The 13417-nt window shown below is 40.3% G+C and carries 13 protein-coding genes; 8 read left to right on the top strand and 5 right to left on the bottom strand.

The features are described 5' to 3' along the window. Positions 1-150: 150 nt before the first annotated feature. From H5183_RS08835 to H5183_RS08820, 4 genes are all read left to right on the top strand, one after another. Complete coding sequence (locus tag H5183_RS08835) at positions 151-555, top strand: hypothetical protein (RefSeq protein ID WP_182731474.1); 405 nt, start codon at positions 151-153, stop codon at positions 553-555. Positions 556-753: 198 nt separating this feature from the next. Next, on the top strand, positions 754-1098 hold the full coding sequence (locus H5183_RS08830) for a hypothetical protein (RefSeq protein ID WP_182731473.1): 345 nt from the start codon (positions 754-756) through the stop codon (positions 1096-1098). 434 nt (positions 1099-1532) lie between these two features. Next, the gene (locus H5183_RS08825) at positions 1533-2072 is read left to right on the top strand and encodes a hypothetical protein (RefSeq protein ID WP_182731472.1); all 540 of its coding nucleotides are present in this window, start codon (positions 1533-1535) and stop codon (positions 2070-2072) included. A 191-nt stretch (positions 2073-2263) separates the two neighbouring features. Continuing rightward, positions 2264-2422, top strand: a complete 159-nt coding sequence (locus H5183_RS08820; protein ID WP_182731471.1) for a hypothetical protein — start codon at positions 2264-2266, stop codon at positions 2420-2422. Here the strand turns inward: H5183_RS08820 and H5183_RS08815 are convergent, their stop codons facing one another. The 5 genes from H5183_RS08815 to H5183_RS21945 all read right to left on the bottom strand — a co-directional run bounded on the left by H5183_RS08815 (position 2423) and on the right by H5183_RS21945 (position 7498). Next, positions 2423-3097 carry a hypothetical protein gene (locus H5183_RS08815; protein WP_182731470.1) on the bottom strand — a complete coding sequence of 225 codons (675 nt, stop codon included), beginning with the start codon at positions 3095-3097 and terminating at the stop codon, positions 2423-2425. A 71-nt stretch (positions 3098-3168) separates the two neighbouring features. Next, positions 3169-4077 (bottom strand): histone deacetylase, encoded by a 909-nt coding sequence (locus tag H5183_RS08810; protein ID WP_182731469.1) that lies wholly within the window; start codon positions 4075-4077, stop codon positions 3169-3171. A gap of 66 nt (positions 4078-4143) precedes the next feature. Next, positions 4144-4506 carry a PilZ domain-containing protein gene (locus tag H5183_RS08805; RefSeq protein WP_182731468.1) on the bottom strand — a complete coding sequence of 121 codons (363 nt, stop codon included), beginning with the start codon at positions 4504-4506 and terminating at the stop codon, positions 4144-4146. 325 nt (positions 4507-4831) lie between these two features. Then, positions 4832-6505 (bottom strand): energy-dependent translational throttle protein EttA, encoded by a 1674-nt coding sequence (ettA, locus tag H5183_RS08800; RefSeq protein WP_145241364.1) that lies wholly within the window; start codon positions 6503-6505, stop codon positions 4832-4834. Between the two features lie 93 nt (positions 6506-6598). Further along, on the bottom strand, positions 6599-7498 hold the full coding sequence (locus H5183_RS21945; RefSeq protein ID WP_182731467.1) for a DMT family transporter: 900 nt from the start codon (positions 7496-7498) through the stop codon (positions 6599-6601). 167 nt (positions 7499-7665) lie between these two features. Here H5183_RS21945 and metA point away from each other — a divergent pair, with 167 nt between their 5' ends. The 4 genes from metA (at position 7666) to H5183_RS08775 (ending at position 13396) form a co-directional block, all read left to right on the top strand. Next, positions 7666-8613, top strand: a complete 948-nt coding sequence (metA, locus tag H5183_RS08790) for a homoserine O-succinyltransferase (RefSeq protein ID WP_182731466.1) — start codon at positions 7666-7668, stop codon at positions 8611-8613. Then, positions 8603-9670 (top strand): homocysteine S-methyltransferase family protein, encoded by a 1068-nt coding sequence (locus H5183_RS08785; protein ID WP_149982019.1) that lies wholly within the window; start codon positions 8603-8605, stop codon positions 9668-9670. Before metA ends, H5183_RS08785 begins: the two co-directional genes overlap by 11 nt. Before the next feature lie 10 nt (positions 9671-9680). Further along, positions 9681-12311, top strand: coding sequence for a methionine synthase (gene metH, locus H5183_RS08780; RefSeq protein ID WP_182719161.1), 2631 nt, complete (start codon positions 9681-9683; stop codon positions 12309-12311). A 326-nt stretch (positions 12312-12637) separates the two neighbouring features. Beyond that, the gene (locus H5183_RS08775; RefSeq protein ID WP_182731465.1) at positions 12638-13396 is read left to right on the top strand and encodes a hypothetical protein; all 759 of its coding nucleotides are present in this window, start codon (positions 12638-12640) and stop codon (positions 13394-13396) included. Positions 13397-13417 lie beyond the last annotated feature (21 nt).

Here is a 13417-nt window from a genome sequence, read left to right as displayed (position 1 = left end):
AGCTACACTTGGAGCTGTTATACAAATAAATACGATGTGGGACATTCAGTCAGTTCAAAGTTTTTATTGGTCTGAACCTACAAAATTTGAACAAAGCTTCTCAGATAATAGGTTTTTATTAATTAACTCGCATTACTCAGGAAAGTAAATATGAAATGGTTTAAAGTTTTAATACTAAGTTTTGGCTTGGTAGCACCAGGTATAGCTGCTAAAAGTTTTCAAGAATTGAATGAATGCAAAGATGAATTGAAAACCAATTTGGGTACAATGCATATGGACTGTTTGGGGTTCGAAGTTTTTTCCGAAAAGCTCTTTGACTCTGATTTAAGCTTTGAATCCGCAGTAGCACAATTGAAAATTATAAAAAATGGTCCTAGAGATACTGATATCTCTACAGAAGATAGAGTATTAATCAGTTTTTATTCTATTCATGGAATTGAAGTTATAAAAAGTTTTTTTTTACTAAATGATAGTATTGTGTTGTTCTTTGATAATGGTATTCAATTATACTTTTTTCAAGGAAAAACTTGGAAAGTTTTAACGTTGTCTAATTAGTTCAGAGTTATCAACTTATTTAATACTTAAGAATACTTAAGAATAAATAGGGTCAGGTCTTTCTTTTTGACTTTTATAATAAAAGGCAAGATGCAAGACTTGACCCTTTGACCTTGATGCTTTGACCCTTGATTTCAGTAATGTATATCACCGCTTTTACTTTTTGAACTTACATGATTAATACGGATAAAGATGATTATGAACATTAAATTTGTTTTTTTATTGGTTTTATTATTACCTCAAACGTTATTGGCTAAGTCTTATGAGTCTTCCGCTGTTGGGGTTATAAAGAAGCTAGTCACCTTTGCAAATTATGGCAACGGCGATGTGTATGTTACTTTGCCAGTAAACGGTACTATATGCAAAAGTGGATGTTTTATAAGCAAAAACAGCAATGGCTATGAATCAACATTTAGCTCATTGCTTGCTGCTTATCAAGCGCAAACTCCTATTACAATCCATGGATTAACAGCTAGTGATAAAAGGTGGAGTGGATCAAGCCTCCCGGTTTGTGAAATATATTCTGTTGAATACCTAAGGTAGCTGGAAATAATTATTAAAAATAAGGATTACTATGAAATTTAAACAATTGGCTATCGCCTCACTATTGTGTAGCACAAGTGCGTTTTCTCAAGGGTATTTAACCCCATTAGGAAGTGGTATTGAAATTGATAAATGAAAAAGAGTAGGGTCAGGTCTTTCTTTTTGCCTTTTTATTTTATTGCGATTACAGCTTTGTAGTAATAGTTAAAATAACTTTTTTGAGAGAAAATGGGGTCAAATCTTGACTTTAGACATCAAGTGAAGAGAGTAGGGTCAGGTCTTTCTTTTTGACTTTTATAATAAAAGGCAAGATGTAAGACCTGACCCTGCAGGTGTGCACATTCAATAAATGAAATTGAAAAGTCTTATATAAGGGACGTTGCACCAAAATGCGGGGATACAATGAGATGTTGGTAAGATTATTGATATTACTAATGATAAGTATTTCATCAGTGGCTTTTTCATGTGAAAAAACAATAGAGGCAATAAAACTTATAGATCTTAATTATGTTACTGATTTAAAGGTACCGTTCAAACAGTTTCAGATTGAAACGGAATCAAAAGTTTTATTTGAGCGTGACATATTAACGGCCAAAGGGGAGTTTATTAGCAAGGAAAAGATTAATATTGGAGCACGTACTTTTGAAGTACATAATTACCGAAGTGAACGTTATGATATTAGTTATAGTATAGATAAAACACCATCAGTTGAACATGAAGGTAGTCACTTCAATAAGCTGCTTAATTTAATCGATGGCCTTTATAAATTACCTATATGTAGTGCGGACTTTATAGATAACTGGCAGAACTTAGCTGTCACTTTAGAAATTTCAAGTAAACCCAAAGTTCGCTATATTTATGTTGATAAAAAAAACAGACAAGTTGTTTTATTCGAAAATTATGACTGGCACAGTTTTTACCCATCAAAAGATAATACAAAATTAATAATCGGTAGTGGTTACCTAAAAGAATAAATAGAGACAGATATTTCCTTTTTTTATCTTTTATTGCGATTAAAGCTTTATTATAAAATTTAAAATAACGTTGTTGGGAGTTTAATATGTTTAAAATTAGTGTTTCCTTGTTATGTGTTTTTTTTCAGTGCTGCTAGTTCAGTAGCAATGAACTGATGATTATTGGCGTGGTGAAGGTGTTGAAGTAGATAATGCAAAACCTTCAACGGGATAACCATTGGATACAATTTCATGGCAGTGATGGACGCTCTTATGTTTACTACTGGGGAGAGCAAGTGATGCCTGATGAACAAGCAAACATGTTTTTCAATGTTATTAACAACATTTCACATATCTCGTTGAGTTTTTAGTCACTTTGACTGCAAACCTTCAACATCAAAATAGAGCGGCTTTAAGGTGCCACAGTTGGCAAATTTATAGGTGAGTTCCCCAATACTTGGGACGCGTTTTGATGTGCGAAATTTTTGCAAACAGGCATTGGTTAAATCTGCAAAAATAAGGTGATTAAAACTCGGTGCTTGGGTAATTTTATGGATATAAATTCGCTCATTATTTTTGAGGGTGATCATGTCGTATTCTTGCCACTGCGATGATTCGTTCAAATCAGTTAATTCCCGCGCATAAAGTAATTTACTCATTACAATAGGTCTATGTTGATAAACCAAACTGCCATCGCGCTGGTAGTGTCCGGCATACACATCTGCCGTAATTGTTAGTTCTTCGCCACGCATTAGCCGTTGAATATTAAATGGTTGTGGTTTGATAGTAATAAGCTCTGCATCACGTACCAGGCTTAAAAAAGCGACATCTGGGTTTTCAATTTGATAAACAACTTGTACATCGTGAGGTAATTTATAAGTCGGTAGGCTAACTGCAAAAATACGCGAGCCTTGATTAACGAGCACCATAGCATGCTCTGCATTGTAAGCTGGGTTAATCGGCGGAAGCTCTTCTTTTACAGCTTCTTCTTCGGCGTTGGCAATACTTGACATAAATGCAAGTAACAAAATAAACAACAGTCGCATAATGATCTCAATAAAGGTATGAATTTAAAGTGTAGTTAAAAATACTGTTTTAGCAGTTTTATACTCTGCTTTTAAAACAGCGCAGCTTGCTCTATAACAATTGCGTGGCGTTTTGCAAGGCGCAAGTGATCTCTGTCATAACCTCCGCCAATCACGCTTGCCACTGGCGTATTGTGCTCAATACAGCGCTTAAACACTAAGTGATCACGTTTTTCAATGCCTTGCCAGCTAACATCAAGCTTACCTAAGCCATCTTGTTGCCAAATATCAACTCCGGCATCATACAGCACTAAATCAGGGTTAAGTTCTCTGAGTAAAAAGCGCAAGGTATCATCAACAACCCCTAAATATTCATCATCTTGCATATTATTAGCTAAACCAATGTCGAGATCGCTGGCGGATTTGCGAAATGGAAAATTCTTTTCACAATGAATCGAGCAAGTATATGCATAAGGTTGGTGTTGTAATATGGCTGCGGTGCCATCGCCTTGGTGTACATCTAAGTCAAAAATCAATACATTGGTCACTTCAGCTGATTGAATCAGCGTTTGTGCAGTAAAGGCTAAGTCGTTGACCATACAATAGCCAGAGCCAAAATCGCTGTGAGCGTGGTGTGTACCGCCGGCTAAATGGCATGCAATGCCGTGCTCAAGAGCTAAGCGCGCAGTTTGCAACGTGCCTTGAGGTGCGGTAAAAGTTCGTGCCATTAATTGTTCTGACCAAGGTAGCCCAATACGACGCATCGCTTTATCATCTAAGCGGTTATGCCATAAATCTTGAATGTAATTATCACAATGTACCAATTCAAGCGCCTCAGGGCTGCCAAGTTGAGGTGTTATTAGGTTGCTATTCGCCAAACCAAGTGCTTTTACTTGTTGGTATAAATGGGCAAATTTACTCATTACAAAACGATGGTTAGGATCAAAGTTAAACGAATAGTTAGGGTGATAAACCAGCGGTAAGTGTTGATTAAGAGCCATAGTCAGATTGCGTTGCGAATTTTCTCTAGGGTAACCTACAGGGCAATTTCAATCCAGTTACTTGCTTTACGCACTATGGATCAAACTCTCAAGTTCACGGTGCAGTAGTGTATCGTCAGCGAGGTTCAATTCAATTAAACGCTTTAAATGGGTAATACTATCTATATCAATATGGGTACATTTTAAACCTATATGTTGTTGTTCGATATGGCAAATAGTGACAGTCATCGCGATGATTACTTCACTTTGCGGGAGTTTAAAGGCAAGAATAGCACTACTGTTTTTTGTAAAGTTAAAGTTATTATTGCGACTAACCAGAGCGCCATTTAATGAGATATCGAGCAACTGGCACGGATAACTATGGGAATTATTGGTTAAATGCGCGGGAGTTGAAAATAAAATGCGCGTGTAATGTCGGCGGTTTTCCATCATTATTCCTTGTAGGAGTATTGGGATTAAGTGTAGCCTATTTTTTAGTCATTATGTGTAATTAATACCAATCGACTTAAATATTTAACCATTCTAGCGAGCTAAATAAAGCGCTAACTGCGTTATAAATTTTTCATGTAGAACAACTACATGTCAAAATTTATGTCTTGTTATCACTCCATTTATCTGTCGCTATAAATGGTCAGTAACTTAACACGATTGGTATAAGCTGAACTCTGGATCGTGAATCTCTGATCTATATTCCAGGTTAATAAAAAAAGCCCCACATAAATGTGGGGCTTAAAAAATGTTTAGAACCTAGAACTTAACCTATCTTTTTGTACTTAATACGCTTAGGTTGCGTAGCCGCAGTGCCTAAGGTCTTTTTAAGCCATTCTTCATATTCAGTGTAGTTACCATCGAAGAAGTTAATTTGGCCTTCGTCACGGTAATCAAGAATATGTGTTGCAATACGGTCTAAGAACCAACGGTCATGCGAGATACACATAACGCAGCCTGGGAATTCTAAAATCGCATTTTCAAGGGCACGTAATGTTTCAACGTCCAAATCATTGGTTGGCTCATCCAGTAGGATAACGTTGCCACCGGCTTTTAATAACTTCGCTAAGTGTAAGCGGTTGCGTTCACCACCTGACAAGTCCTTAACAAATTTTTGCTGATCGTTACCTTTGAAGTTAAAGCGACTAACATAGGCACGGCTTTGGAATTCAAAGTTACCAATTTTTAGTACGTCTTGGCCGTTTGAAATTTCTTGGAAAACAGTATTGCTGTCATCCATATTGCCACGGAACTGATCAACGGTTGCCAGTTCAACCGTTTCACCTAGGTTAATTTCACCGCTGTCTTGTTTGTCTTCACCACTGAGCATTTTAAACAGCGTTGATTTACCTGCGCCATTGGCACCGATAATGCCAACAATTGCGCCTTTAGGCACAGTAAAGCTTAGATCATCAATTAACACGCGATCGCCAAAGCTTTTCTTCAAGTTTTTAACTTCAATAACTTGATCACCTAAACGTGGTCCAGGTGGAATAAATAGCTCGTTGGTTTCATTACGTTTTTGGTAATCAGACTGCTGCATTTCAGTAAATTGCGACATACGCGCTTTTGACTTAGCTTGACGACCTTTTTGGTTTGAACGTACCCACTCAAGTTCTTGTGCAATTGATTTTTGACGGGCTTTTTCAGACTTTTGCTCTTGCTGTAGGCGCGCATCTTTTTGCTCAAGCCAAGAAGAATAATTACCTTCCCATGGAATACCTTCACCACGGTCAAGCTCTAAGATCCAGCCAGCAACATTATCAAGGAAGTAACGGTCATGGGTTACCGCCACAACAGTGCCTTCGTAATCATGCAAGAAGCGCTCAAGCCATGCTACAGATTCTGCATCTAAGTGGTTAGTCGGCTCATCGAGGATAAGCATATCTGGTTTTTCAAGCAGTAAACGACAGATAGCCACTCGGCGACGCTCACCACCTGACAAGAATTCAATTTTAGCATCCCACTCAGGTAAGCGCAGGGCATCTGCGGCGCGTTCTAATACGTTGTCGATGTTATGACCATCGTGGGCTTGAATAATTGCTTCAAGTTCACCTTGCTCTTTGGCTAGTGCGTCAAAGTCAGCATCTTCCATCGCGTATTCGTTATATACTTCATCAAGACGGTTAAGCGCGTTTTTAACTTCGCTGACTGCTTCTTCCACAGTTTCACGAACCGTTTTGCTTTCATCTAGAATAGGCTCTTGCGGTAAGTAACCAATTTTAGTGCCCGGTTGAGGATAGGCCTCACCTTCAAACTCTTGATCAAGACCGGCCATAATGCGCAGTAATGTCGATTTACCCGAACCGTTTAAACCAAGTACACCAATTTTAGCGCCAGGAAAAAAATGCAAAGAGATATCTTTTAAGATAGTGCGCTTAGGTGGCACAACCTTAGATACTCGACTCATCGAGAAAATAAACTTATCAGGTAAAACCATGGAAGGAGCCTTCAAATAATAATAAAAATTTCAATGTTGTATTGTAGTGGCTCACAGGTGAAACAGTCAACGAATCAACCAAATAACAATGTGCTAATTCGCGAGCAATACTCCTACACCGATTAAAGCAAGCAAGCCGCCTATTAACATTTTATTGGTAACGGGCTCGCGCTTTATAAAACCAATGCTCATTACAATTAATGGCGCGGTTGCGAAAATCGTTTGTGCAATGGCTGGATCGGTATATTTAACTGCGCCAAGTTGAAGCCATAAACCAAGGAAAGTGCCTAAAAACACAGCCGCAAAAAACCATTGTTTGCCGCTAATTCCCCTTAGAGTTAGTGCTTGTTTAAATTCACTGCTTTTAAACACTGCAACAACTAAGGCCACAGTCATCGTACCTGCTGCTAATCTAATTAATGCCGCCCATAAGCTACTCATATGCTCATTATTGAGTGCGCCTTTAGACATCACCATACCGAGCGCTTGGCAGATAGCAGCTGCAAGGGCACATAAAACACCTTTGCGATAAAGTTGATGATCAACCTGTGGCAATGTTTTTTCAGGCTTGATTGCTATTACTACGCCAATGGTTGTAAGTACAATACCGCACCATGCAAATGGCGATAAATAATGATTTAATAGCAGGATATTAAAAACCCCCACAAGGGCTGGAGCAAGGGACTCAATAACTAACGTGCGAGCAGGGCCAATATTTCGCAGCGCAGTAAAATAGGCGCTATCGCCAATCGCAATCCCAATCACCCCGCCAGCAATTAGCCAAAGCCAGCTTGTCGGATGATGTGGTAGTGCAGCGTCTTGAGTAATCGCAATAGTCACTAACATCATGGCACTTGCTAACACGCCTTTACTGATGTTTAGCTGCATAGGCGTTAAGTGATGGCTAAAACCTTTATATAAAATGGTCGAAAGCGCCCAAACAATAGCTGCTAATATAGCAAAAAGTTCTCCTAAGCCTAGCCAATCAATCACGTTTACCACCTTAAAATAAAATCAACAGGCGCATTATGGCGAGCGGTTTTTAGAATGCAAAAGAATAGTTAAAACAAACTCATTTGGACATCTAAACATCTAGAGGTTGAAATTTCCAGCTATCCGTTCATAATTAGCCATTGGTTAATTATGCCTTGGAGATGAGTATGCCTATTACCGTTAAAGATGAATTGCCCGCAATTGCGAAGTTACGTCAAGAAAACGTATTCGTAATGCCAAAAAGCCGCGCTAAAACCCAAGAGATCCGTCCGATGCGCTTGGCGATTTTAAACTTAATGCCTAATAAGGTAGAAACCGAGGTGCAATTTATTCGTTTGCTCGCTAATTCACCCTTACAAGTGAATGTAGAGCTTCTACGTTTAGACACTCATCGCAGCAGTAGCAATTCAGAGCAGCATTTAGACACTTTTTACCGTTATTTCTCTGAAGTGAAAGACAACAATTACGATGCATTACTCATTACCGGCGCACCATTGGCACATTTAGAATATGACGATGTAGCCTACTGGGATGAACTAAAAGTAATTTTAGATTGGGCGGAGCAGCATGTAACCTCAACATTATTTTCGTGTTGGGCGGCTCACGCGGGTTTATTTCATCATTATAATCTAAAGCGTGAACTAAAAGAAAATAAGCTCTGTGGCGTGTTTACCCATAAGTGTTACTTTGAACATGGAGCCTTAACGCGTGGTTTTGACGATACCTTTGTAGTGCCGCACTCGCGTTATGGTCATATTGATATTGAAAAAATTAACGCTTGTGATGACTTAGTTGTGCTGGCAGGTTCAGAGCAAGTAGGCGCTTACTTAATAAAAAATAAATCCGGCAGCCAAGTGTATATTACCGGGCATCCTGAGTATGATGCAGACACTTTAAAAGGCGAATATCAGCGCGATTTAGAAAAAGGCCCTGATGCGCCATTGCCTGAAAATTACTTTCCAGAGAACAACCCAGCTAACGAACCGTCGAAAACTTGGCAAAGCCATGCCTTTTTACTGTTTTCGAATTGGTTAAATTATTATGTGTACCAAACCACACCCTATGATATTAATTTAGTTAGCCAAGCCGTAAGGACTAACAACTATGCCGAATAATTTAGAAAACAAAAGCGCCGAGTTAATTGAAGCGTTAAAACAGCGTATTTTAATTCTTGATGGTGCTATGGGTACCATGATCCAAGAACACAAATTAGAAGAACACGATTACCGTGGCGAGCGCTTTAAAGACTGGCATGTGCTAATTAAAGGTAATAATGATTTATTAAGCATTACACAACCAAAAATTATTGCTGATATTCATCGTGGCTTTTTAAGTGCAGGTGCCGATATTATCGAAACCAACACCTTTAATTCGACTACAATTTCGATGGAAGATTACGATATGGCCAGCATCAGCCGTGAAGTAAACTTAGAGTCAGCTAAATTAGCACGCAGTATTTGTGATGAGTTTACTGCTAAAAATCCAGCTAAACCACGCTATGTTGCGGGTGTTTTAGGGCCAACCTCAAAAACCTGTTCAATCTCACCGGATGTGAACGACCCCGGTTATCGCAATGTCACGTTTGATAAGTTAGTCACCGCGTATGTTGAATCAACCCTTGCTTTAATGGAAGGTGGTGTTGATCTCATTTTAATAGAAACAATTTTTGATACGCTTAATGCAAAAGCGGCTTCATTCGCGGTTGAAGAAGCGTTTGAACAAGCAGGGCGCAAGTTGCCTGTGATGATCTCTGGCACCATAACCGATGCCTCGGGCCGTACGCTGTCAGGGCAAACCACCGAAGCATTTTATAATTCTATTCGTCATATAAAGCCAATTTCAATTGGCTTGAACTGCGCGCTAGGTCCAGATTTATTGCGCCAATATGTAGAAGAACTATCGCGTGTTTGCGAAACCTTTGTCTCTGTTCACCCCAATGCTGGTTTACCGAACGAGTTTGGGGAATATGATTTAGAAGCACCTGAAATGGCTCAAGAAATTATCGATTGGGGCAAGTCTGGCTTTATCAATATTGTTGGCGGTTGTTGTGGTACCACACCTGCACACATCAGGGCATTTTCGAAAGGGCTTGAAGGTGTTAAACCTCGCCTATTGCCAGAGCTTGAAGTGCGTATGCGCTTATCAGGCCTTGAAGCGTGTAATTTAAACTAAGGTAGCCGAGATGACACAAAAAATAGCAGTATTTACCAACGTTGGCGAACGTACCAATGTGACCGGCTCAGCCATGTTCAAACGTTTGATCATGGAAGAAGATTACGAGAGTGCGCTTAATGTTGCCCGCGAGCAAGTAGAAAACGGCGCACAGGTTATTGATATCAACATGGATGAAGCCATGCTGGACTCAAAAGCCGCCATGGTGAAGTTTTTAAATTTGATTGCCTCCGAGCCTGATATTTCTCGCGTGCCAATTATGGTTGACTCTTCTAAATGGGAAGTCATTGAAGCGGGCTTAAAGTGTATTCAAGGCAAGGCAATTGTAAACTCAATCTCGCTAAAAGAAGGTGAAGAGCCATTTATTCGCCAAGCTAAAATTATTAAACGTTTTGGCGCCGCTGCAGTGGTTATGGCGTTTGATACCGACGGCCAAGCAGATACAGCCGATCGCAAGTTTGAAATTTGTCAGCGTAGTTACCGCATTTTGGTGGATGAAATTGGCTTTGCGCCAGAAGATATTATTTTCGATCCCAACATCTTTGCGGTAGCAACTGGTATTGAAGAGCACGACAACTACGCAGTTGAATTTATTGAAGGTACACGTCGCATTAAGCAAAACTTGCCACACTGTAAAGTGTCGGGCGGGGTGTCGAATGTATCGTTCTCGTTTCGTGGGAATAACCCCGTGCGAGAGGCTATTCACTCAGTATTTTTATATCACGCAATTCAAGCGGGTATGGATATGGGGATTGTTAATGCAGGGCAACTCGCTGTGTATGATGATATTCCAGCAGAGCTGCGAAAAGCTGTTGAAGACGTTATTTTAAATACCGACCCAGGTGCCGGTGAACGCTTAGTAGAGTTGGCACCAAAATACTCTGGTATGGCGCAAGCAGAACGCGTAGAGGATTTAGAATGGCGCACATGGCCAGTTGAAAAGCGCCTTGAACATGCTCTTGTTAAAGGCATTACTACCTTTATAGATGAAGACACCGAAGAATGCCGCGCTGCTGCCGATAAGCCTATTCATGTGATTGAAGGGCCGTTAATGGACGGCATGAACGTGGTAGGCGATTTATTTGGCGCAGGTAAAATGTTCTTACCGCAAGTCGTTAAATCAGCGCGAGTGATGAAGCGCGCAGTGGCCTACCTAGACCCTTACATTGAAGCTGAAAAAGAAGAAGGGGCTACTAACGGTAAAATCGTGATGGCCACCGTTAAAGGTGACGTACATGATATTGGTAAAAATATTGTTGGCGTAGTACTGCAATGTAATAACTATGAAGTTATCGACTTAGGCGTAATGGTGCCTGCCGATAAAATACTGCAAACCGCGATTGATGAAAAAGCCGATATTATTGGTTTATCAGGGCTGATTACACCATCGCTTGATGAAATGGTACATGTTGCCAAAGAAATGAAGCGCCGTGGTTTTGAACTACCGCTATTGATTGGTGGCGCGACTACCTCAAAAGCGCATACTGCCGTTAAAATCGAGCCACAATATGACAAAGGCGTGGTTTATGTAAATAACGCCAGTCGCGCTGTAGGCGTGGTTTCTAACTTATTGTCGAAAGAGCATAAAGCTGAATTTTTAGCAAAAACCAGCGCTGAATATGTCAAAGTACGCGAGCAGCAAGCACGCAAAAAACCACGTTCAAAACCGGTTACTATTCAACGTGCCCGCGACAACGCCGCCAAGCTTGATTGGGATAATTACACTCCACCGGTGCCGAAAAAGCTGGGCGTGACAGAGTTTAAAAATGTCTCGATAGCCACTTTACGACAATACATAGACTGGACGCCGTACTTTATGACCTGGTCAATCGCTGGTAAATACCCACGTATCATGACCGATGAAGTGGTTGGCGAGCAGGCGCAAAGCTTATTTAAAGACGCTAACGACATGTTAGACGATCTTGAAAAGTCAGGCAGTTTGCAACCGCTTGGCGTAATTGGTTTATTCCCAGCTAATCGCGTGGGTGACGATATTGAAATATACACAGACGAAACTCGCGCTGAACTATTAACCACATCGTGCCATTTACGTCAGCAAACAGAAAAAACCGACTTTGCTAACTACTGCTTAGCTGATTATATCGCCCCGAAAGGCACGCCTGATTACTTTGGTGCATTTGCTGTAACAGGCGGTCTTGAAGAAGACGACTTAGCTGATGCGTTCGATGCACAGCAAGATGACTACAACAAAATAATGGTAAAAGCGGTGGCAGATAGACTCGCCGAAGCCTTTGCTGAGTACTTACACGAACAAGTGCGTAAAGAATATTGGGGTTTTGCCCCAGACGAAAACCTTGCGAATGAAGATCTTATTCGTGAAAACTATCAAGGTATTCGCCCTGCACCCGGTTACCCAGCGTGTCCAGAGCACACTGAGAAGAAGAAAATCTGGCAACTACTCGACACTGAAAAGCGCATTGGCATGCAGCTCACCAGCTCATACGCCATGTGGCCCGGTGCTGCGGTATCAGGCTGGTACTTCTCTCACCCTGAGGCTAAATACTACGCCGTAGCGGCAGTACAAAAGGATCAGGTTGAAGACTACGCTAAACGTACCAACATGACGCTGGAAGAGGCCGAAAGGTGGCTGTCGCCTAATTTGGGGTATGAGCCGGAATAGGGCAGCTTTAAGCGGTAAGTGATAAGTAAAAACGAGTCAAATTAGGCTCGTTTTTTTATGAATAATAATTGTATAAGCTGGTGATTTATTACCTTTGTTTGGTGGAGTTATTCAATGATGCAATTTAAGTCATGTTGGTAGGGGATAAGTCACTAAAATAGCATTATGAATTTATCTAGGCGTAAACTTATAATGATTCGCAACGACTTAAAAACTGTAATTATAACTGTAGGTATAAGGGGATTGTTTCTTGTCTTTGACTTTTACCTAACGCCTAGTTTCTTTACGTCTCCTTATTAATCAATATTTTAACTAAAGGGCTACACATGAAGTTTCTAAATCTCACTTTACTGTGCTTATCTCTACTTTTCGCATCAAATACGTTTGCGCTTGAGCAGCAGTATCATCAAAATATTTCATCTATTATTGCCGCGTTTAAAGATGATGATAAAGCGGCGGTTGCTGCGCTGGTTAGTTATCCGTTAAAGCGCAGCTATCCAGTGCCTGCTATTAATAATCAAGCTGAGTTAGTCGAACGTTTCGAGCAGGTATTTGATCCGCAGCTGATTGCACAGATTGCTAATTCAAATATCGATACTGACTGGGATAAGGTGGGCTGGCGCGGCATTATGCTAAATAGTGGCATCGTTTGGGTTGATAGCAACGGTAAAATTATCGGTATAAATTACCAAACAGCCAAAGAGCAGTTGCTAGCGAAACGTTTAATAGCAGCTGATAAACAAGCGCTGCCCCCAAGTGTTAATACTTTTGCAGAGCCTATTTTAGATTGGCAAACGGCTAAATTCCGTATTCGTATCGATGACTTAGGGGATGGAAACTTCCGCTATGTATCGTGGAGTATTGATAAAAAACTCAGTGATAAACCAGATATTGTTTTAGTTAATGGCGATATAAAGTTTGACGGTAGCGGTGGTAACCATAGCTACACATTTAACAATGGCCGTTACAGCTATGTATTACAAGTTACAGTGATCGGCTGTGATACCTCGCCACCAGGTTGGCTTGAAGTATACAAAGACGATAAGCGTATTTTGTCTCAGGATATTATAAACACTGGAAGTTAAAAGTTAATTATCTTAGATGCA

The organism is Pseudoalteromonas sp. SR44-8, assembly GCF_014163635.1.
Classification (GTDB): domain Bacteria; phylum Pseudomonadota; class Gammaproteobacteria; order Enterobacterales; family Alteromonadaceae; genus Pseudoalteromonas; species Pseudoalteromonas rhizosphaerae.
This window is presented reverse-complemented; position numbering and strand designations above follow the sequence as displayed.